Source organism: Leptospira idonii, assembly GCF_004770995.1.
In the GTDB taxonomy this organism is placed as follows: Bacteria; Spirochaetota; Leptospiria; order Leptospirales; family Leptospiraceae; genus Leptospira_A; species Leptospira_A idonii.
Window position 1 is genome coordinate 1 of record NZ_RQHW01000047.1, and the last position, 21,907, is coordinate 21,907.

The 21,907-nt window shown below is 42.1% G+C and carries 15 protein-coding genes; 12 read left to right on the plus strand and 3 right to left on the minus strand.

Annotation, left to right across the window (positions count from 1 at the left end; all coding sequences use genetic code 11):
* Positions 1-200: hypothetical protein (locus tag EHS15_RS19255; protein ID WP_210416342.1), on the plus strand; the 200-nt coding region annotated here is incomplete at its 5' end.
* Between the two features lie 1,119 nt (positions 201-1,319).
* Here EHS15_RS19255 and tmk read toward each other — a convergent pair.
* A complete protein-coding gene (tmk, locus tag EHS15_RS11915) occupies positions 1,320-1,925 on the minus strand; it encodes a dTMP kinase (RefSeq protein ID WP_135760806.1) in 606 nt (201 codons plus the stop codon).
* Between the two features lie 79 nt (positions 1,926-2,004).
* Here tmk and EHS15_RS11920 point away from each other — a divergent pair, with 79 nt between their 5' ends.
* The 3 genes from EHS15_RS11920 to EHS15_RS11930 all read left to right on the plus strand — a co-directional run bounded on the left by EHS15_RS11920 (position 2,005) and on the right by EHS15_RS11930 (position 5,783).
* A complete protein-coding gene (locus EHS15_RS11920) occupies positions 2,005-2,184 on the plus strand; it encodes a hypothetical protein (protein WP_135760807.1) in 180 nt (59 codons plus the stop codon).
* A 338-nt stretch (positions 2,185-2,522) separates the two neighbouring features.
* Entirely contained in the window at positions 2,523-3,806 is a 1,284-nt protein-coding gene (locus EHS15_RS11925; RefSeq protein WP_135760808.1) for an EAL domain-containing protein, read from the plus strand.
* Positions 3,807-3,860: 54 nt separating this feature from the next.
* Positions 3,861-5,783, plus strand: a complete 1,923-nt coding sequence (locus EHS15_RS11930) for a B12-binding domain-containing radical SAM protein (protein ID WP_135760809.1) — start codon at positions 3,861-3,863, stop codon at positions 5,781-5,783.
* On the opposite strand, the gene EHS15_RS11935 is transcribed toward EHS15_RS11930, so the two are convergent.
* Positions 5,780-6,934, minus strand: coding sequence for a DUF1577 domain-containing protein (locus EHS15_RS11935; RefSeq protein WP_135760810.1), 1,155 nt, complete (start codon positions 6,932-6,934; stop codon positions 5,780-5,782). The genes EHS15_RS11930 and EHS15_RS11935 overlap by 4 nt on opposite strands.
* 98 nt (positions 6,935-7,032) lie before the next feature.
* Here EHS15_RS11935 and guaB point away from each other — a divergent pair, with 98 nt between their 5' ends.
* From guaB to EHS15_RS11950, 3 genes are read left to right on the plus strand one after another with little or no spacing between them, the layout of a single operon-like run.
* Complete coding sequence (gene guaB, locus EHS15_RS11940) at positions 7,033-8,559, plus strand: IMP dehydrogenase (protein ID WP_135760811.1); 1,527 nt, start codon at positions 7,033-7,035, stop codon at positions 8,557-8,559.
* Between the two features lie 14 nt (positions 8,560-8,573).
* On the plus strand, positions 8,574-9,347 hold the full coding sequence (locus EHS15_RS11945; protein ID WP_210416343.1) for an outer membrane lipoprotein-sorting protein: 774 nt from the start codon (positions 8,574-8,576) through the stop codon (positions 9,345-9,347).
* Positions 9,344-10,024 carry a 16S rRNA (uracil(1498)-N(3))-methyltransferase gene (locus EHS15_RS11950; protein ID WP_135760812.1) on the plus strand — a complete coding sequence of 227 codons (681 nt, stop codon included), beginning with the start codon at positions 9,344-9,346 and terminating at the stop codon, positions 10,022-10,024. Before EHS15_RS11945 ends, EHS15_RS11950 begins: the two co-directional genes overlap by 4 nt.
* Before the next feature lie 18 nt (positions 10,025-10,042).
* Here EHS15_RS11950 and EHS15_RS11955 read toward each other — a convergent pair whose 3' ends face one another.
* On the minus strand, positions 10,043-10,312 hold the full coding sequence (locus EHS15_RS11955; protein WP_210416344.1) for a hypothetical protein: 270 nt from the start codon (positions 10,310-10,312) through the stop codon (positions 10,043-10,045).
* Positions 10,313-10,407: 95 nt separating this feature from the next.
* Between EHS15_RS11955 and EHS15_RS11960 the strand changes: the two genes are divergently transcribed.
* From EHS15_RS11960 to EHS15_RS11980, 5 genes are all read left to right on the plus strand, one after another.
* Positions 10,408-11,871, plus strand: a complete 1,464-nt coding sequence (locus EHS15_RS11960) for a hypothetical protein (RefSeq protein ID WP_135760813.1) — start codon at positions 10,408-10,410, stop codon at positions 11,869-11,871.
* Positions 11,872-11,875: 4 nt separating this feature from the next.
* The gene (locus tag EHS15_RS11965) at positions 11,876-12,991 is read left to right on the plus strand and encodes an LIC10775 family protein (protein ID WP_135760814.1); all 1,116 of its coding nucleotides are present in this window, start codon (positions 11,876-11,878) and stop codon (positions 12,989-12,991) included.
* A gap of 3 nt (positions 12,992-12,994) precedes the next feature.
* A complete protein-coding gene (locus EHS15_RS11970) occupies positions 12,995-13,813 on the plus strand; it encodes a hypothetical protein (protein ID WP_135760815.1) in 819 nt (272 codons plus the stop codon).
* A gap of 229 nt (positions 13,814-14,042) precedes the next feature.
* Entirely contained in the window at positions 14,043-19,589 is a 5,547-nt protein-coding gene (locus tag EHS15_RS11975) for an alpha-2-macroglobulin family protein (RefSeq protein WP_246052124.1), read from the plus strand.
* A gap of 41 nt (positions 19,590-19,630) precedes the next feature.
* A complete protein-coding gene (locus EHS15_RS11980; protein WP_135760817.1) occupies positions 19,631-21,895 on the plus strand; it encodes a sulfatase family protein in 2,265 nt (754 codons plus the stop codon).
* Positions 21,896-21,907: the final 12 nt, after the last annotated feature.

The window sequence follows — 21,907 nt, forward strand, 5'->3', positions numbered from 1 at the left end:
AAATCATTTTCCCAATTAGAAGAGGTCTGACCACTGCTTCTTTACGAAACTGTCAGGTGAATACTATACTAGCACAAGTAATTGAGTTTTTAAAGAAGAATGGAATCGATTATTGGTCAACGCCAATTCCGTTAGGTGCAAAAAATCGGGCGAAACAAAGATTTCCTAATGACTGGGAAGACTATTTAAAGAAATATTAGATAAATTAAAATCAATTTCCCCCGCGCACCGGATCGAAGGAGCGTTGTCGTCGACTGAGAGCCGGGAGATGCGCCCAACAAACCTAGGTAAGATGTATGTTATCTATTCATAACCGGGAGAGAGAGTTTCTAGCGGTGGCGAAGGCCAAGGATGGCCGAAGCAATTTCTTCTGTGCAAGGAGGCACAGAGAAATTGAGCTAGGAACGAATCTCGACTTAATGATTACGGACTATAAGGGAAAGGAAGAGGCAAAAAAAACGCGAGCAGCGATAAACGAAAATCCGATCACAAGCATAATGTGTACAATTGATTCTATCTCTTGGGTTGTGAGGTTTTTTGGGAATATATTTGGATACAGTTCGTTCTGAGATGACGAAACCAAGCTTTAATAGAATCCCATGTAGTTTGGTGGCTCCCCAGACTTTGTTTTCTTTTGCAATCTTTCGTATAAGTTTGATCAAAATCCAAGGAGTATTAGGTCTGCCAGGCTTTTTTCTTTTAGATAGAAGTTTCCAGAAGAGCTTGAACATTTGTTTTCTCCAAAGGAGCAGTGTGCCAGGTTGAACAAGTATCAGGGAAGATTTCCAGGAAGGTAAAAGAAAAGAGAGTGCAATTAATTTGATTTTATCTGAAGGGTAGGGTTGAAAAATCTTGGATTTCCTTTTGTAGGAAGTAAGCTGAGTTCTAAGGAAAAGATTTTCTATAACTAGGTTTCTATGTTTATAATGAATGGAAATAGATAGAATGAGTAGGATTATAGTCATTGAAAAATCTATTCCAGCGCCATCGGATCGAAGCGTAAATCCAAACGAAACGGACTTCAGGCTCTCGGTCGCGAAACCTCCTGTTTCGACTCCCGAACTCCGGCATCCTTGCCTCCGTCACCGCAAGAAGTCCGTTTCGTTGCCTAGGAAAAATTGTTTCGTTTGATTGGAGCGAAGAGCCGGTTCGTGCTGACGATAGAATTACTGCGATCGATTGCATTCGAGGCGCCCTTAAGATAAAATAGAATGTTCATATAATGACTCTTAATCGGGAGAGAGAGTTTCTAGCGGTGGCGAAGGCCAGGGAAGGCCGAAGCTCGTTCGTCATGACAGGAAGTCCTGGACGAACGAGAGCTAGGAACGAATCTCTCCCTCAATGATTTCCTGAATGGCATCTAACAGGGATTTAATCGATTGAGTGGCATCTAAAAAGACAGTATTCTCCGGTAGGATCTTCATGTAATTGGCATAGATTCGATTTTGTTCTTTGTCTTCGTCGAACGCCTCTTCGGTTCCCCCTCTGTATTTGCGGCGTTCCTTCGCCTCTTCCGGTGTTAGGTCTAAAAAAAACACTTGTGTGGGCTTAGGAAATCCTTTGTTTTCATTGAGAGAAAGAATCTCTTCTGCGGATAGATCCTTTCCTCCTTGGTAGGCTGCTGTGGAATAATAGTATCTATCTTGTATGATGAGAGAACCTTTTTCTAGATGAGGAAGGATGACAGAATTTACGGATTCGATTCTGTCCAAAACAAATAACTCCAACTGTTCTTTGGGAGAGAGTGTCGCTTGGCCGGAAAGAAAAGATCGTATCTTTTTACCGTAATTTCCGTCCGTGGGTTCTCTGTGCCACACTACTGATTGATTTTTTTCTTTTAATCTTTCGGCGATTCGTTTGGAGACGGTCGTTTTTCCTGAGCCGTCTATCCCTTCAAATACAAAAAAGCCCTTCCATTTGCTCATAAAACCAGATTAGAGAACTGCTTGTAATTTTTACTCGACTTTTTTATGCAGGGCAAAAAATTAGATGAAGGAGCCTAAAATGAAAAAAATCTCATTATCTCTTCTAGTTGCATTGTTTGCATTCTTTTTGGTAAATTGCGCATCTAAAGAAGTTCAACAACCTACTCAACAAGAAGTGCAAAAATTACAAGAACCAAAGCCTTCTAAAAAAGCGGTTCTTGATGAAGCATTAAAACAACGTTCTAGAGATATTAAATAATATCTGTTTCGGGAAACCCTCTCTCTGGATTGGGTTTCCGAAATTTCTTCCCTTCCTTTTCCATTTTTTCCTCATACCTTCATTCTAATATTTGAATCATTGAATGTTTTGTGCATTGAATTGTACTATCTATTCGTTTTTTCTTTGAGAAAAGAGAAAAATCATCCTGAATCCGATTCGTTTTTCCCTGATTTTTTTATTTTTGTTCTATTTGTAAGCAAATTGCATTTTTTGATTCTATCGATTTTCCTAATTGTCTAAATTTTATACAAAACGACCGGATCTCCGCTACAAGACATGAGTGGTACTCTTCTTGCATAAGAATTGTACAGAAAGAGATGATTTTGCAAGAGAGGAATCGGAAACAAACGGAGGAGTGGGAAAGCTGGCTGGGCTTAGGGAATCTTGTGCCGGTGTTTCAGCCTATACTTTCCTCCGAATCGACGGGAGTCTTCGGCTACGAAGTGTTAGGTAGATTACAGACAAATGAAGGTTTGGTGTCTCTCGGTCCTTTTTTTCTAGCAATGGATGAGGCAAGAAACTCCGGAGAATTTTCCAACCGAACAAGTGATTTGTTTCGGATCAAAAAGAAAGTGGATCGGGAAATTCGTTATCTTGCTTTGAAAAAATTCAAGGAAGAGGCTCCTCCTGAAACGAAACTATTCATCAATGTTTCTCCTCATTTGATGTATGATTTTCTGCATAGTTTTCCTTCGAAACTTCCTTTTACCATCAAGAAGGTGAGAGAACTTGGAATTGATCCTACACGCATCATCATTGAAATCACGGAAGAACGTTTCGAACACAATCTGGAAGTATTAAAACCTATTTTGAATTTGTACAGAAACGAAGGATTCAGCATCGCAGTGGATGATGCCGGTTCTGAAGCTTCCAATTTGGATCGAATCGGTCTTTATCATCCTGAAATCATCAAGGTGGATCTGCAGATGCTCAGACGATCCACATTCTCTCGTAATTTTAAAGAGATCCTTTTGAATCTTTCCCGATTGGGGGAATCTTTGGGAAGTTCTCTTCTGTTCGAAGGAATCGAAACGAACGACGAACTTTACAATTCCTTGAATTACGGAGCCAGATACATACAAGGTTATTACTTCGCAAAACCTGAGTTTGATTTTGCGAAGAGGTTTGCGTTTCGCTCTGAGATGAGTAAATCGCTGGAATACTTTCACTCTCGCAAAAGTTCGGAAATGACAGAAGAAATTGATTGGGAAACCAAATGGAAGAAAAAACTTTCCGATATCACTCTCGGGTTCGACAACCAGGATGGTGTTTGGGAATGGACGGGACAAAGTCAAGCTGAGATATCCAAAGACTCTGATTTTTTCCGAATGTACATCACGAATCCTTTGGGATTTCAGATTTCGCCGAATTATGTGCAGGTGGCAAAAAAAGGAATGGTCGCAGATTACTCTTATCTGGGAAAAAACTGGTCTTGGAGACCTTATTTTTTCGAGCACATTCACAAAGCCAGAACCAGTATCGATCCTTGGACCATTTCTCCCATCTACCATGACATTTCTGAAAAACTGATGCTTCGGACTTTTTCCAGGGGTTTCGGCGAAAATTTAATTCTCTTTATCGATATAGTCGTTTCTCGTTAGGTAAAGTTTTTGCCTTTCTTCATTTCTCTATTCTCATGGTGAATAGAGGATTTTTTGGCCCGGATCAAACTCATACAACTTCCAGTTCCTCCTCCTTCCTATTACGCTGCGACAGGGAATGTCCCTTTGGCGGCGGGAAGTTTAGCCAGTTCTTTGGAACAAGGGGAGGGAAAATTAAAATCTTTGCGTGCGGAAGTGGTTTCTCCCGAAATCACGGATCGGATGGGAGATGAAGAATTGTCTTCTCATGTCGCATCCAGCGAACCTGAGTTTGTCGGTCTTTCTTTATATCTATGGAATACGGAAAGAAGCCTTCATTTGGCAAAAGAAATCAAAAAAAAATCCCCTAAAACGAAGATCCTCATCGGCGGGCCGGAAGTAAATCACGACAATCCTTTCATTCTGAAAGAAACAGGATACGATATCGCCGTCAGCGGTGAGGCGGAACATTCCTTCCGTAAATTGATGACCGCTCTTGTGGAAAAATCTCCACTGACTGATATTGAAAACATCGCCTATAGAAAAGAAAGCGGGGAGATGGGGAACTTCTCACAAGAGTTAAGCGCCAATTTCCCTCTGACCGATTTTCCTTCCCCTTATACGACAGGGTTTTTGTCCGTCGATCCGAAACGATCCACTTATTTGGAAACAATAAGAGGATGTAAGTCCCAATGCACTTATTGTTTTTACCCTAAATCCTCTCAGAATTTAAGAACTCTAAATATAGAAGAGACGATCAAACTCATCAGCAGTTTGAAGGAACAAGGCGCCAAAGAACTCGTTTTTTTGGATCCTACCTTTAACCATCGTCCCGGCTTCGAAGCTTTTTTGGATGCAATCGCAGAAGTGAATTCTGACGGACAGATGTCCATGTTTGCAGAACTCAGATCGGAAGGAGTGACTCCTAAGCTTGCAGGCAAATTGAAAAAAGCAGGATTCAATCGAATCGAATTGGGAATGCAGTCCGTGAATAAGGAAACTTTGAAACGGGTCAAACGTTACGGAGATCCTGAGAAAGTCGCAGAGGTAGCTAAAATTCTGGCGGGGGAAGGGATCGATCTTCTATTGGATCTCATCATCGGTCTTCCCGGGGACACTCCTGATGATGTGGAAAGGGGTATCCATTTTTTCTTAGAACATGGATTAGGTGAATGGGTGCAGGCGTTTCCTCTTTCCGTTCTCCCCGGAACCGCAATGCGCAAAGACGCTGAGAAAGAAGGTTTGGAATATCTAATGACTCCTCCTTATCGGGTGATCCGCACTCCTAATTTTACGGAAGATCAATTGAAAGAGAGTTTGTTTTTAGCGGAAGACCTTCTGGACAGAAGGTTGGATGAGTTCCCTCGTTCTTTTTTATGCGAAGCGATTCCCGGAGGAAACGACCGGATCGATTTGGATTTGGACCGAAAGTCCGCATCAGAGAACAAGTCTTTGGTGAAGACTCCTCTTTCCAGGCATCATAGCGTTTGGTTTCATTCCGAAGATTTCGAAACTAAATCGGATCTCATTTCCGACCTGATGAGAAACCGATTGGAAACGGATCCCTATTGTACGATCGATTTCGTTTTTAAAACAGGAAAACCTCTGTCCGATGTTTTTTTACAAAGAATCTTCAAAACGATGACGAGCCTTCCTGCCAGTTATCTTTCCAGAGCTCTTGCTCATAGGGAAGAGAATATGCAGCACAGAATGGTGGTTCTTCTTTCCAATGGAAGTTCCATCCGGAAAGATTGGGTTCGCAAACATGGAAACAATTCCGCATTTTTACTTTATCAAGAACAATCGATGAAAGAAGCGCTTTCTCATGCGGAAGATTTAGGAATCGAACTTCCTTTCGCATACATCATAGGAAAAGATTTCGATTCTAAAGATTGGAACGATCTGAAGGAAAAAGCGGATCCTGAGGCTGTGTCTTTCTCTTCCAGAGAAAGAGAAAGACAATGGTCTTTGGAAGTATTGGGTTACGGGGAAGTTTAAACTTTACCCGATTGTTTTCTCATAATCTCTACGTTCTCCAAAAATCTTTTTTTCTCTCCTTGTCTGGAAGAGTGACCTGCTAAGGATAAACCGACTGTTAGGTGGCCTTCCTGGTCTTTTTGGATGGAACGGATCATTCCGAATGCTGTCAAAGGAGACTGCATTTTGAAAAAGATGTCGAAGTGAAACCCTGTGAGTTTAGGTAAACTTTGGATGAGTTCCGGGTGGTCTACCTTTACCTTGAGTCCGCCTTCCGAGATATCGATCACAGGAAATTTTCCGTCGGTTTTGATCATGTTGGAATGACGAATTCGATCCACCATTTCGAAAGCGATCGTTTTGGTTTCCATCGCTTTGATGAGATCGAATTTTTCAGACTTACTTTGCATCTGAATGTATCCGATGGGGATGGATTCGTCCTCGTCGTTGAGATAAAGCACAGGTATGATGAGTTCAGAAATAATTTTCTGATTGCGGAAGCGGTTCATCTCCGTTTGAAATTCGTGATCGATGTCGTCCACATAAACGAGGAAGTCTTCCGTAGGAGCGTTTTCGTAAGATTCGGGGTTTTGAGTATCTTCCAAAAGAAGCGCTTTTTTCGATTGTTTAACGCGTCTTAGTTTTTCGTTGTCTTCCGAAGTGAAATTGGAGATTTTGATGAAGTCGCATTTATCCCTCAGTTTGTTTTCATAATCTTGAAAATTCACTTTTACTGCAGTAGGGACGTGGAACATGTCCGTTTCGATTTTCGCTTTGCTGGAAATGATGTTCGTGATCCAGACGGAACCGGGTTGCACCGAAATTCTTGTGCTTTCCCTGTCTTTTTTTGCGATGGCGATCTTGTCTAATGTAAGGACGTATTGAGATTCGCCTTTTTCTTGTTCGACGGTACATTCCAAATGAAGGTAACGACCCAAGATTTTGTAGAGTACTAATTTTTGCCCCACAAACAGGGTAGTCGTAGGCCTAACCCCTACGAGGATTTTTGTACCATCTCCGGCGACTTTTTTGAGAAAACATACCTCTCCCGGGGCTTCCGAATCCTTGATGTTCAGCTCTTGGTTGAGGAGGAATTTGGTGAGTACGTGCAGTTTTTTCTCTTTGTCAGAAAAAACGTCTAGGGAGCGTTTCGTACGTTCAATTGTTTCCATAGCTTTTGCTAGTATGACTCTATTATCGGACGGAAAACTTCTGAAATTCTCTTGCAAGCAGAGTTTTCTACCTTAAAGTAGAAAAAGGAAGGATAATTATGTCAAATCACCCCCAACCAGGGACCGAACTCTTGGACGGAGTCAGCGGAGAAGAGCTCTTTTCGGTCAATATGGGCCTAACCTACAGGGACTTTTTGGTTCTGCCGGGTTACATCGACTTCAATCCAAGTGATGTCGAACTAGATACCAAACTTTCACGCAATATTATTTTGAAACGACCCATTATGAGTTCCCCTATGGACACTGTAACCGAGTCCGATATGGCCATCGCTCAAGCATTGATGGGAGGAATCGGAATCATCCATTATAATAATTCTATCGAAGAGCAGGTGGATCAGGTAAGAAAGGTAAAACGATTCGAAAACGGATTCATCAAAGACCCTATCCTTCTTTCCCCTGAACACATCCTGGACGATTTGGACGCAGTGAAAGAAAAACACGGGTTTAGTGGTATCCCTATTACGGAAGACGGAACCCCTAATTCCAAACTTGTTGGAATCGTCACAAACAGAGACGTCGATTTCGAACAGGACAGAAGAATTAAGCTGGGTAAGGTGATGACGAAAGAACTCATCACTGCTCAGGAAGGGATCAGCCTCAAAGAAGCAAACGACATCCTTAGAACCAGTAAAAAAGGAAAACTTCCCATCGTCGACAAACAAGGAAAGTTGGTGGCTTTGATTTGCAGAAGCGATCTGAAGAAAAACAAAGAATTTCCTCATGCTTCTAAAGACGATTCCAAAAGATTGAGAGTCGGTGCGGCTCTTTCTACACTTCCTGAATCCAAAGAAAGAATCGCAGCTCTTTCTCAAATCGGTGTGGATGTGATCATCATCGATTCCGCACAAGGAAACTCATCTTACCAAATCGAGATGATTCAATTCATTAAAAAGAATTATCCCGCCATTGATGTCATCGCAGGAAACGTAGTGACCCAAGGACAAGCGGCCAACCTAATTGCTGCAGGTGCGGACGGTCTTAGAATCGGTATGGGTCCTGGTTCCATCTGTATCACTCAAGATACGATGGCTGTGGGTAGAGCGCAAGCCACTGCCGTTTTTAAAACGGCACACTATGCATCCAAACATGGAGTGCCTGTGATTGCAGACGGAGGAATCTCAAACATAGGAGACATTGCCAACGCGCTTGCGATCGGTGCTTCCATGTGTATGATGGGTTCCATGTTTGCGGGAACCAAAGAAGCTCCCGGAGAATACTTTTACGAAAACGGAATTCGCCTGAAACGTTATAGAGGAATGGCGAGTATGGAAGCGATGAACAAAGGGGGGGACAAAAGATATTTCTCCGAATCCCAAAAGATCAAAGTGGCTCAAGGAGTTTCCGGTTACGTAGTAGACAAAGGTTCCGTACTCAATTTGATTCCTTATCTCATACAAGGTTTGAAACAATCCTTTCAAGATATGGGATTTAAGAATATATCCGACTTGCACCAAGCCCTCAGACAAGGTAAACTTCGTTTTGAAAGAAGAACCGAGTCCGCACAGGCACAAGGCTCAGTGCACGGATTGTATTCTTACACAAAACCGTCCATGCGCGTGGAATAAACGAAATATAAAACATGCGAAATTTATTACTGAAACTCATTATAGTTATGTGTTTGCCTCTTTCTCTCTCTGCACAGGGGAAAGAGGATGCTTTGTCCGCTCAGGAACTTTTGGCCAGATTGGACAGAGAGTTGGACTACGGAAAAGGTTTAGTGAAGGGAACTTACGTTCTCATTCGCAGAAACGGCCAGTCCGAAACATGGAAAATCAATCGGTTCTTCAACGGAGACGACGCTCTTTATCTTTTCGATAGAAAGGGAAGAGGGTTGGAAGCGAAGCTTCTCACAAAAGACGAAGGGGAAAATATTTTTTTCTTCAATGTTTTGTCCGCAAAACTATTCAAAAAGACGGACGATGAAAAATACGAAGCGTTGATGGGAACCGGTTTTTTCTATGTGGATCTTTCCGGTTATTCGTATCAGGCGAATTACAATCCTTTGGTGAACGGAGATCTTGAAATTTCAGGACAATCTTACTATCGAGTTTCCTTAAAACCGATCCTTCCTTATTTTTATAAAAAACTGGTTTTGCTCATCGGCAAAAAAGATCTGAAACCCTACCGCATCGACTTTCATGACCGTGACGGTATTTTATTCAAAACATTGAACTTAAAATACGGTCCTATCAAAATCAAGGAACCGGGCAAGGTGGATGAAGTGGAAAAGGCTTCCCGCTGGGAGATGCTCGATTTGAATACAGGTAGTATCACCGTCTGGGAAATCCAGGAAGTGGATAAATCGGTCGCTCCGGACGCCTCTCTTTTTGCGGTAGATAACCTGAGTCGATGAAGGGTTCAGACCTTCTTCTTTTTCGGGAAAATTTCGAGTTCTCACCAAATATTCGTTTAACGACAGAAGAGCTGAGTCATTTAAAGGCTCTTCGTTTGGATAAGGAAAGCTGCCTGGTTGAAATCAGGGACGGGAAAGGTCTTTCCTTTCTATACGATTTTATTCCCGGTAAAAAAGATATTACCTTTGTCGCAAAACAAGAGTTAATCCTGCCGATTCGCCCTAAAAAAATCGCAATCGCTCTTCCTAAGGGAAACAGGCTCGATTTTTTTATCGGAAAGGCGACGGAGATAGGAATCACCGAAGTGGTTTTCTGCGTATTTCGTCATTCCATTCGAAAAGAATTCAATTTAGAAAGAGCTAAAAAAATCGTCAAAGAAGCTGCTTCTCAATCCAAACAAAACTTTCTATTGGAACTTTCCATCGAAGAATCTCTTACATGGATGGAGAAACACAGGGAAAAAATCGCTGTATTGGATCCATACTCTAATGTAAGTTATAAGGTGGGGGACTTTAGAGACCGCATTCCTTTGATCGGTCCGGAGGGAGGATTCCATTCGGATGAGATTGCGTGGATGGAAAAGGAGAAGATTCCTCGTTTTCGTTTGGAAGGTGGGGTGCTTAGAACGGAGACGGCAGGGATTGTTGCCGCCTCGCTTTTGGCCTATTCGGAATAGGCCTCGTCATTAAATTCGCTACTTTGCTGTGATCAAAAGATAGACAGTGGAAAGATTGCAGTTTGTGCTGCAGTTGGTTTGGCAGGCGGAGACTGCAGGAAAATTTTCCCCTGTTACCACCGGATAAGCAGCCGCACACTGTGATTGGCAGGCTTGTAGGGAGCCACCGTTGCAGGAAATGAGAAAAGTGAGGAGGTTCTTTTCGATCGTTTTGTCTTCCCTTTTTTGACATTGGAAGAAAACGAACACCAAACAAGAAAGAACTAGGATCTTAAGAACACGATTCATATTTCAAGATTTTGGTTGGGTCGCCTTTTCGTCAATCGTATCGTAAAACTCTTGACCTAGTCCGTTTTAAGTACGATTTGGATGAATCTCCCCATATGGCAGAAGCAGCAAAGAAGGTTCTTGAGAAAAAAGGACAAGGCGAGTATGAATTCACTGCCTATGGTGAATTTTTATCGTACTTCCACGCACATATCGATATTTTCAAAAAGCTGCTCAAAGCGAAAAAGATGGATCCTGCACAAATCGAAGCAGTGACCAAGTCGGTCAAGGGCTACATGACCGCCAACATCAAAAAGACGGATCATTTTTTCGAGAACCTTCCTCAGTTCTCCACAATGTTAGGTGTTCCTCAGTCAGAGATTTCCAATTACCTCAATACCAACTTCATAGAGGTTTTGGCAAAAGTTCAGGAAAAACTGAAATCTCAGGAAATAGAAAAAATCAACAATGCTCCCGAACAGAGATACGATCGAATCACTGAAGAAATCATAGAAAAGTTAAAATTCGTTTTTCCTGCTGACACTCGTTTTGCGGAAAGGGGAATATTGATCGTTTTGGAAAATACCAAAACGGGAGAAATCACCGAACCGCAAGGGTTGATGGCAGAATCCGCAAGAGCCGCATTGGCTGTCGCCGCACCTACTGCTTCCGGGGATCCTGCAGCTTCTCATTCTTTGTCAGAAGCTCTGGCACAGGCAAATGCTCCTCCGCCCCCTCCTGTGAAAAAAACATTAATCCCTGTGAAGGAAAAATCCATTCTTTTGGAAATCATTGAAACATTCGGAGACACTCTCACAGGACAACCGTTAGAGATTCATATCGGACCTCCCGTGGATGAATCCGCAGAACCGGAACCTCCTGCTCCGAACCAGCCTAAAAAAGACGATTACGAAATCGAAGATTTGGATTTCGAAGAAGAATCTTCTTATTCCTCCAGCCCCTCTTCACAAAGTCCTGAGATCCCAGAGGATCTGATGGCGGATTTCGACATAGAAGAACCTGTTCAGGACGAACCGGAAATTGTTTCCGATCCGTTTTTGGAATCGGTAAAAGCTTATTCCATCCGAGAGTTTGTGGAACTTATACAGACGATCACCGCTTATCAACAGAAAGGCGATCAGGCTGGTTATCAAAACTGGCTCAAGGCTCAATCCGAATTAGTGAAAACTGTGATTTCTTTCCGGACTCAAATTTTGAAAGAACAGAAGAACGAGCCGGTGGATTGGAATTCTTTTTATCAAAATATTATTTCCAAAACTCAGTTTCAATTGCAGACCTTGGAAATCCTACAGATCAAAATCAAAAATTTCCAAATCGTGAAAATGACTTTGGATCGAGCCATCGTAGAATTGAAAAAAGGTTCTCCCGACTTTGTGAATTTGGTGAGAATGGCTTGGCCTCACATTCAAAAAGCTTTTTTCGATGTTCCCAATTACGAGTCGGTTCAAATGACCTTGAAAGGGATTTTGTCCAGAGTGAACGATGAATCCCATAAGAAGGAATTCACTCGCATCTTCACTATGGCTTTGAATTTCATCCAATCCAAATATAAGGTGTAGTCGTATGTTCAGGCAAGATCTGTTTTTCTTGCTTGTACTGTTTTCTTTTTTTGCGATAGCTCCCGGTTTTTCCGAACCGGAACTCATCGTGGATCCTCTTTTGCAAAGGCCTTGGATCTCCGATTCGGAAGAGGAGGAAAAAAGAAGTTACCATCGTTTTCTTTCCTCTTCCCGTGAAATCGCTAAGACCCAACTCAAACAAGACGGCTTCGGAAGAAATTATCATGTGTATCCTTCCATGAGGATTCGTTATACGATCGACAACGATTATCATCGCGAATATCCCATTTTGGAAGATGCAGATTTGGCGGTCAGAGAAATGGAAGCTCTTGCGGATGCGGGAAGAAATAATGATGCTATTTTTTTGGGAAAAAGCATCGGGCTTTGCAGAAGGCTGCATGAGGAAAAGGAAAAATCATTTTCTCCCGTTTGGGCGAACGAAGCCAATTCTCTTTTGAACCGTCTGATCAATCGATACTCAGATAAAGTGGAAGATATCTTTCTCGTTTCAGAACCTTATGGATGTTATGAGGGAGGATCTTCTTCTTTGGGGAATTTGGTTTTGGAGTCGGAAACATTTCGTTACAGAGTGTCCGTTCCCAATACTCTTCGTTACGAAGGTCTCTTTCGAAAACCATCCGGGTATCTAAAGTCGAATTCATCATTTAGCTTTCGTTTGGTTCGTTTCGTTGAATTTTTGGCTCCTCTTCGTTCGGAAGACTGGGATGATATGCAGGAAGCGATGGTCCTTCAGGAATCGGGAATCACTTCCAAAACTCCTAGAAAAATTTTATTTTCCATCGGAACCACTTTCGACTCCGCTCCGAGGCTAAGAACCGCCAAAGATTATTTCCGATTTTGGGACAAGGAAAGGGGATTGTCTCAGGGAAAAATGCAGGATACCGCTTTTGTTCGAAGCCCGGAGAACGGAGATTACACTAGCAGGTGGAAATCTGTTGATGAAACCGGCAATATATCGTATTATCAAATGAAAGAATATTATTTCTATAAGGCGCCTCTCGGTTTTTTTCTTTCTCTTTCCTATCCTGAATCGGAAAAAGAAAAAGCGGATAGATACTGGAATTTGATCCGAAGCGAATTTAAAGTGAAGGAATACTAAAGGATGATTTTAGGTTTTGTAGAGTCTCCCCGCAGAAAACGGCCTAATCCGCAGAATCCGGATCCGAAAGCTACTTTCGTATTTTGGGTAGGGTTTCTCATCATTCTGGGCTTTGCAGCATCTTTACTTCCCTTCGGAGCTTATCTTCCTTTTTCCGTTTCCGTCTGGGCGCTTGTCATTTTATTTCTGCCTCTTCTTTTTTTCGGAATTTTTTTAATCTCTAAGCTGGGTTATGTGATATTGATTTCCGTCTTTCTTTCTCTTTTGGGAGGAGGTTTGTCGATTCTGTTTTTGGGAGATTACTTCGGTTATATGACCAAAACGACTGTCGCTACTGAGATTTCTCCTGAGAACGTAACCAAATATTCCGAGTTTAAGTTTATCTTTCTAAAAGACTTTCAATTGAAAGTGGATGAAGAGGGAAGTTTCCAAGCTCCTATCGTTGTTCGAAATAGGGGAGGAGCCAAACATTACGGGCCGAACTTTCAATTTCGATTCGTTCCCATCCGCTCCAAGTCCGATCCGAACCGGGATCTTTCCCTTTATGCTCTTTGTATGTCTGCGATCGGTTCCGGTTGTCTTTTTTCCGAATTTGCCAAGGGGGGAAATGTGATGAAGGAATCCGTTTGGGATTCCGATCCCAAAAACCGTGTAGGAATTTCCCCTGTTTCCGGTGCTCTTTATCTGCTTTGGAAACCTTGGGGGGAGGATGAAATCAAAACCAAAGGAGTTTGGTCTTTGGGAAGTTTGGGCTTTCTGATTTTGATTTGGGCTGGTTTCGCTTTCCGTAAAAAACTTCTGCCCTTTTCGGAAGAAATTTGAGAACCCTTTGCAATCGATTTCCGTCTAAAGATTGTTCATAGATGTTTCTCCTTATTTTACCCGCAGGGAGGGGTCAATATCCCTGATTTTCTTTTTTTTCTTTCCCTTTTTCCCTTAGATCCGCATTCCTTTTCTAATTATGATATTTCGTAAGCGCTGGTCTTTATTTCTTCTGTTTTCAATTTTATGGACCCAAACGAGTTTTTTTTCCCAGAATGCTCCTCCTTACGTGGAACTTTTTTCTCCTCAAGGTTCCGTTAAACTCACAAAACAAGTTCAAGTTCGTTTTTCCCAACCGATGGTTTCCTTGGGAGATCCCAGACCGAAAGAGGATATTTTTAAAATCAGCTGCCCTCTTGCGGGAAAAGCCAGATGGATCGATTCCTTTACTTGGGTGTATGAATTCGAAAAAGAACTTCCAGGGGGAGTGAAATGTGAATTCAAACTTTCCGATTCCTTGAAGACCATCGATGGACAAACGTTAAGCGGAGATAAAAATTTCGTTTTCGATACGGGAGGACCTTCCGTTCAATACTCGTCTCCTTATTCAGGAAATTCTATAGAAGAAGATCAAGTTTTTATGCTGCATCTGGATGCGAAACCGGAGCCTTCTTCCGTGCATAAGTTCGCTTATTTTTCGGTTCAGGAGCTTTCCAACCGCATCCCTCTTGAGATCGTAGAAGGAAAAGACAGAAAAGAAATATTGAAAGCATCCGGTTATGAAGATGAAGAAAATTTGATTCTAGTTCGTGCGAAACAAATTTTCCTTCCCGATAAAAACATTCGATTGGTTTGGGGGAAGGGAGTTCGTTCCGAATGGGGGGGAGAGCTCGCAGAAGATCAGTTATATGATTTTAAAGTGAGACCCGCTTTTTCCGCCAATTTTTCCTGTGAAAGAGTCAATGCGAAAGCGAATTGTATTCCTATCCTTCCTCTCAGTGTGAATTTCAGTTCTCCTGTCATTCATTCCGATCTTGCCAAAATCACTCTTATCTCTAAAGAAGGAAAAGAATATCCTTCTCAACTGAATGAAGCCACGAAACAGGATAAAGAGAACAGTTCTTATTCTTTAAGTTTTCCCGGTCCCTTTCCTGAAAATTCTGAATTTATCGTTCGCATCCCTGACTCATTGCAGGATGAAACAGGCCGCAAATTGGTAAATGCAGCTAACTTTCCTTTAACGGTCAAAACGGGAGAGTTTCCTCCTTTGGTGAAATTTCCTGCTAAGTTCGGAATTTTGGAGGCGAATGCGAATCCCGCCATTCCTGTCACCTTACGAAATTTAGATGCACAAATTCCTTTGAAAACAGTGAGTCTGAATGTTTCGGGGAGCACACAAAAAACTTTGGATCCTTCCGAAATTCAAAAATGGTTCTCCGTGCTTGCTAAGACGGAAAGAGAAAAAAGTATTTTTGCCACCAAAATCGGCTCCAATGCTCCTGTTTCTTTGAACTTTCCCAAACCGAACGGCAAAAAGCCGATGGAAGTTGTGGGAATTCCTTTGGAAAAACCGGGATTCTATGTTGTGGAATTTGCCAGTGATACGTTAGGCGCCAGCCTGCTTGAAAAAAAGGGAAAAATGTATGTTTCCGCTGCGGCTTTGGTTACGAATCTTTCCGTTCATTTCAAATGGGGCAAGGACTCAAGCTTAGTTTGGGTGACTTCTTTGGACAAAGCCGTTCCTGAGTCTGGCGTTTTGGTGAAGATAGTAGACTGTAAAGGTGTTGTTCGGGGAACGGGTGTTACAGGAAAAGAAGGGACTGTGAAGTTCGGAAAAATAAGTAATTCCGAAGTTCCTTATTGCGGGTATCATGAATTAGGAAACGGTCTTACCGTTTTTGCTCAAAAAGGAGAAGATATCAGTTTCACTTCTTCTGCCTGGGACTCGGGGATCGAATCTTGGAGGTTTAATCTTCCTTCTTCCTTATACGGGGGAGGGGAAGAAATACAATCCGTAGTTTTGGACAGAACCTTATTCAAAGCGGGAGAAACAGTCCATCTAAAACATTTTAGGCGAGGTCATGGCGGCCAAGGTTTGACTGCCTCGGATCCGAAAACCTATCCTAAAAAAGTAGTGATTCAACATGAAGGTTCCGGTGAAAATTTCATAACTCCTTTGGTTTGGTCTTTTCCAGGTTCTACTGAATCCGAATTTAACATTCCTAAGACGGCAAAATTAGGTACTTATAAAATACTTTACCCTTATTCGGAAGAAGAGATCGGTTACGGGGCGGTTGTAGGAAATTTCCGGGTGGAAGAATTTCGTCTGCCTGTGTTAAAGGGAAATATCCAACTTGCGGACGGAGCCGTTTATTTGGTTTCTCCTAAAAAAGCGAAGGTAGATTTAGGATTGCAGTATCTATCCGGTGGAGGTGCGTCTTCTTTCCCTGTCCAGATTCGAGGCCAGGTTTCTCCTAGGTTTTGGTCTCCTTCGGAGGAATACTCCTCTTTCAGTTTTAATCCGGAACAAATCACAGTGGGAAGGCATAAAACGGGAGAAGAGTCGGAAGAAGATTCCGGCTCTTCCGTAGACTCCAAACTGTTCCAGGGCGAAAAATTAAAGTTAGATGAGAAAGGCTTCGGAAGTTTTACTTTCGAAAATTTAAAGCCCGTTCTTACCGATTCCTCTTTGGAAGTGGAGATGGAGTATCTGGATCCTTCCGGTGAAATTCAAACCACTTATAGAAGTTTTCCCGTCCACCAATCGAATCTTCATTTGGGAATCCAACCGAAAGGGTGGTTCTTTTCCAAAGACAAGGTGGAGATGCAGATACTCGCTTTGGATCTTAAGAACGAACCTAAAAAAAATCAAAAAATCAATGTTAAGGCATATTCCAGAAGTTTTTATTCCAATAGACGCAGGTTAGTCGGCGGATACTACGCTTACGATCATTTCAGAGAAGTAAAGGATTTGGGAGTGTACTGCTCCGGCAAAACCAACGATAAAGGAATTTTATTTTGCGAAGGAAAAGCTCCTGAAACAGGTGAGATCATTTTCAGCGCCGAAGCCGAAGATGATAAAGGAAACCAAACCAATTCCGTATACAGCATTTGGGTGGCATCTTCTGAGGATTCCTGGTTCGAAGCTACGGATCACAACCGTATGGACATTTTGCCCGAAAAAAGAAGTACGGAAATCGGAGATACTTTGAAGATTCAAATCCGTTCTCCTTTCCGGGAAGGAACGGCTTTGGTGACTGTAGAAAGGGAAGGAGTCATCGATTCTTTCGTACAGAATGTTTCAGGAAAAGAGCCTGTCGTTTCCCTTCCCATCAAAAAGGAATATGCACCTAATGTATATATTTCGGTTCTTTTGATTCGGGGAAGGGTTGGTGATCCGAAACCTACCGCAATGATCGACTTGGCAAGGCCTTCTTTCCGATTAGGTATCGTTCCTATCAAGGTAGGATGGAAACCGTACGAATTGTCCGTAAATATAAAAACGAATCAATCCGATTATAAGGTAAGAGAAGTAGTCACTGCGAACATCCAGGTGAAGGATAAAAACGGAAAACCTCCCGAAGCAGGAGGAGAAGTTTTGGTAGCTGTGGTGGATGAGGCTCTATTGGAACTTTCTCCGAATCCTACCTGGAAATTATTGGATGCGATGATGGGAACCAGAGGATTGGATGTGTCTACTTCGACTGGACAAAGTCAGGTGATCGGAAGAAGGCACTTCGGTCTCAAGGCCAGACCTACCGGAGGAGGAGGGGGAAAGAACCCCACTCGAAATCTATTCAACACTTTGTTGTATTGGAAAGGGAAAATTGTTTTGGATAAAGAAGGAAAGGCTAATATTCGTTTTCCTTTGAACGATTCTTTGACATCTTTCCGAGTGGTTGCAGTGGCCAGCGCGGGAGTTCAGGAATTCGGAACCGGATTTTCCTCCATTCAAACGACTCAAGATGTGCAGACATTTGCAGGCATCCCTCCTGTGGTTCGGGAAGGGGATTTGGTTCTTCACGAATATTCGTTACGTAATTCAACTTCCGTAGAACAATCATTAAAGCTGAATCTTCAGATTACGGATACGAATAAAGATTCTTCTCGTCCTAAACTCAATCTGAATCTTCCGGAAAAATCCGTTCGTTTGGCTCCGAATTCCACCGCTTCCGTTTCCTGGAACATTAAGGTTCCGAATGATGTGGAAGCAAGAATCCTCAGCTTTGAAGCTAAAAATGAAAGCGGGGCGGCGGTCGATCGACTCACCAATGACCAAAAAGTAATTCCTCTTCTTTCGGAAAGAGTGTATCAGGCGGGGCTCTATCAATGGGAGAATCCCGTTTCTGAAACGTTACAAGCTCCTTCTGATTCGATTCCTAATTCAAGCAGTTGGAAGCTCACTGCTGTCCCTAGTCTTTTGGGAGGAATGAAATCCGTTGAATCTTATTTCCTTGCTTATCCTTACGATTGTATGGAGCAAAGAGTTTCCAAAGCGGTCGGTTTAAAAAGTTCCGCCTTATGGCAATCCGTAGATTCTGAGTTAGGTGCTTATCTTGATTCTTACGGTTTGGTGAAATATTTTCCTAAAATGGAAAGAGGGAGCGAAGTTCTTACCGCTTACGTTCTTATCACATCCAGACTTGCGGGAGTTTCTTTAAACGGAGACTCGGTTACCAGGATGACTGAGGCCTTGAGGGGATATGTGGACGGAAAAATTCCGGGGGAACCTTGGAGTTTCGGAGCGGATGCGATAATAAGAAAGATCATAGTGATCGAAGCATTAGCCATATACGAAACTTTAGATTGGGACTATGTCAGTCCGGTTTATAAAAACTTAGAGCTGCTTCCCACTGCATCCATCATAAGTTTGTCCGAGATTTCAAATGTAGTCGTAGGAATGGATCCTAAAGTCAAATCCCGTTTAGCAAATGTTTTACGATCCAGGTTGAATTTACAGGGAACGGAACTTGTCATTGCCGATTCCAATTTCGCCAACCCTTGGTGGATTTTGGGTTCAAAAGATTATACTATGGCCAAACTGGTTCTTTGGACTTTATACGATTCAAGTTATAAAAAGGATATGCCTAAACTCATCAAAGGATTTTTGAAAAAACAGAGGTCGGGCAAATGGGACACCACTCTTGGGAATGCGTATGGAGTGTTAGTTGCAGAAAGAGTCGGTAAAATTATGGAATCCGAAAAAGTCACAGGGGGACTTGTTTCCGTAAACGACGGTAAATCCGAATTTAAGATCGATCCGAATGTAAACTCTAAAAATTCGGTTTCGATTTCCGTCCAGCCAGAACAAAAGAACGTTTCTATCAACTATAACGGCAAGGGAAAACCTTGGATCCAATGGGAATCCAAATCCAAAATCCCTCTCAAAGAAGCATTGTTCAGCGGTTATCGTATCAAAAGAACGATAGAGCCTATCCAACGTAAGGTGAGCGGAAAATGGACCAAAGGGGATATTCTAAAGATCCGTCTGGAGATCACCGCCGATTCCGACAAAACATGGGTGGTATTGGAAGATCCTCTTCCTCCCGGTTCCCTGCATATCGGAAGGGGTTTGGGAAGAGAATCCAAAATCCTTGCGGGGAAAATCTCCCAGGAACAGGATTTTTCCCCTAGTTTCGAGGAACGTTCCTTTTCCCACTACAGGGCCTATTATGAGTATCTGCCTCAGGGGAATTTCGTTACGGAATATACGATCCAATTGAATCATCCGGGAGAATTCGTCCTACCTCCGACCAGAATTGAGGCGATGTATTCCCCGGAAACTTTTGCGGAATTGCCGGTGGAGAGTTTGCAGATTTCCGAAGGAGAATCTTAGGAAAAGTTTACGGATTAGAGGGGCTTGGAATTATGACTCCAATGGAAGAAATTCCAGCCCCAAAATTTCCCCGAAGCGTCTTTGTCGCCATCTTAGGCTACACTGTTTTTTTTTACCTATTCTTTTTAGTTTTTAACACTTCTTTCACTTTGATGGGCGTCGATATTTCCGACGTCTTGAAACAATACTTAGGCGATTTTTTCGGAGTGTATCTCACTTCTAGTTTCACTGTTTTCGCCTCTTCGTTGGTATTTCATCTGGGAGCGGGAAGTGTTTTTTATCTGGCTTTGCATTCCGTTTCCTCCTTCTCGGAAAAGACAAAATTAAAACTTCTTTTAGCGTATCTTTTGGCTGTGGATCTCTTGGGACTCTGCCATTCGTTCGTTTTGTATCCTCAAATATACGGCGAATTTTTCTTCTATAGATATGTTTCCTTCTCTCCATTTTTGTTTTTTTTAACGGATCATTTTTCTCCTCTCTTCTTTCAAATTTTCATCTTTTGTATCTTCAGCATTCAGTTGGGAATTTTCATCGGAAAGTTTTGGAAGAAAAAAAGAAAAGAATCCTTATTCCATATTCTGCACTTTTTGATCGTATTTGTTCTGCATCAGTTCGGTTTACTTTATCTTTCTTTGGTTTATTTTTCCCTGTTTCTTCTTTTTTACTCCAGACATGGTAATATTCACTATCGAAGTTATCTGCTTTCGATCTTTGTTTCCGTTTTGATTTTATTTTTTCCGAGACTCTTCGATTCTTTTTACGGATTTTTCGCAAAAGAGGAAAAGGGCAAACCTCCTATCTTTTTGATTTCTGCGGACTCTCTTCGTTACGATAAATTGGGATTCGTTTCCGGGAACCCTGAAATCACTCCTAACATTGATCAGTTTGCAAAAGATAGTTTCGTGTTTCACGACCATCATACTACCATTCCCAGAACTTTCCCGAGCTGGGCGGATCTTCTCACAGGCCAATATTCCATGAACCATAAGATTCGGGATATGTTTCCTTCGAAGGAGGAACAATCCAGAATCGGTTCTTCTTTATTCCCTACCGTTTTACAAAAGTTAAAGAAGATCGGTTATCAATCTTTCGCTGTGGGAAGTTTCGCTGCGGATATTTTTCCTAGAGCCAACTTCGGTTTCGATTCCGTATTCGCACCTAACTTCAATGCAAGGGTGATGACCTTACAAAGAACCGTAGATTCTCAATTGTTTCTTCTCCCCGTGTTGACGGGAAGTTTTGCAGGAGGAGGGAATTATATTCCTGAAATGGACGGTCTGTCCACTTGGGGTGACGGGGAAAGAATCGTTGAGAGATTAAAAACCTTGAGTAGAAGAGCAGGGGACTCTCCTTTTTTTCTGACTTATTTTTCCAGTGTCGTACATTTCCCTTACAGTCCAGCATACCCTCATTATAAAAAATTTACGAATCCTAATTATTACGGGAAATACAAATATCTGAAATTCGTAGATCCCGTTTCTTCTGAAAAACCGAATGAGACCGAAATCGATCAAATCAGATCTTTGTTCGATTCTTCCGTATTCGCTTTCGATTCGGAATTCGGTTCGATCATTGAATATTTGAAAGAGTCAGGGTTGTATGATAAATCGATCATCATATTGACTGCCGATCACGGGGAAGCCTTATACGAGGACATTCACGGCCAAGGTCATGGAGAACATTTGAGAGGAGAGGCGGTGACAAAAATTCCTCTTTTGATCAAGTTCCCGTCAAACACCGATTATCAGAAAATTCCTGAAAAGGACTTTTACGGAGTCACTTCTTCGGTAGATCTATATCCTACATTTTTAGATTACTTTCATATTTCTCCGGATCATCCTCTTCCGGGAACTTCTCTTTTATCCGTTTTAGGAAAGAAGGATTGGGAAGAAGATAGAGTCGTATACAGTGAAACAGGAATTTGGTTTTCCGACAGAGGGGATCATTTTTTTCAATCCCAAAGAATTCCTTATCCGAATATCCTTCAATTGCATAGAGTCGTTCCGGAAGAAGACTTTCAAATCATGATCACTGACAGGCACTACCAAGAAACGATTGCATTCGCCAAACACAGATCAGTTCAAAATTCACGCTATAAGTTTATATACATTCCTACGAGAAAGGGGGTGATTTACGAGCTTTACGATCGTAAAAACGACCCTTTGAATACCAAAAATATCTTTCCTTCCGGGACAATCGGATTGTCCTTAAAGGAAAAATTATATTCTCTTGTAAAAAGATGGGAAAATGCGAACCAAGCAGGAGAGTATTTACTTCCAGGTAGCCTTAGGAATGCGGATTTATAGGTTGAGATCAAT

Coding starts and splice junctions, on each gene's coding strand:
- tmk (WP_135760806.1), bottom strand. CDS start 1,925: ATGAGCAAATGGAAGGGCTTTTTTGTATTTGAAGGGATAGACGGCTCA.
- EHS15_RS11920 (WP_135760807.1), top strand. CDS start 2,005: ATGAAAAAAATCTCATTATCTCTTCTAGTTGCATTGTTTGCATTCTTT.
- EHS15_RS11925 (WP_135760808.1), top strand. CDS start 2,523: ATGATTTTGCAAGAGAGGAATCGGAAACAAACGGAGGAGTGGGAAAGC.
- EHS15_RS11935 (WP_135760810.1), bottom strand. CDS start 6,934: ATGGAAACAATTGAACGTACGAAACGCTCCCTAGACGTTTTTTCTGAC.
- guaB (WP_135760811.1), top strand. CDS start 7,033: ATGTCAAATCACCCCCAACCAGGGACCGAACTCTTGGACGGAGTCAGC.
- EHS15_RS11945 (WP_210416343.1), top strand. CDS start 8,574: ATGCGAAATTTATTACTGAAACTCATTATAGTTATGTGTTTGCCTCTT.
- EHS15_RS11950 (WP_135760812.1), top strand. CDS start 9,344: ATGAAGGGTTCAGACCTTCTTCTTTTTCGGGAAAATTTCGAGTTCTCA.
- EHS15_RS11955 (WP_210416344.1), bottom strand. CDS start 10,312: ATGAATCGTGTTCTTAAGATCCTAGTTCTTTCTTGTTTGGTGTTCGTT.
- EHS15_RS11960 (WP_135760813.1), top strand. CDS start 10,408: ATGGCAGAAGCAGCAAAGAAGGTTCTTGAGAAAAAAGGACAAGGCGAG.
- EHS15_RS11965 (WP_135760814.1), top strand. CDS start 11,876: ATGTTCAGGCAAGATCTGTTTTTCTTGCTTGTACTGTTTTCTTTTTTT.
- EHS15_RS11970 (WP_135760815.1), top strand. CDS start 12,995: ATGATTTTAGGTTTTGTAGAGTCTCCCCGCAGAAAACGGCCTAATCCG.
- EHS15_RS11980 (WP_135760817.1), top strand. CDS start 19,631: ATGGAAGAAATTCCAGCCCCAAAATTTCCCCGAAGCGTCTTTGTCGCC.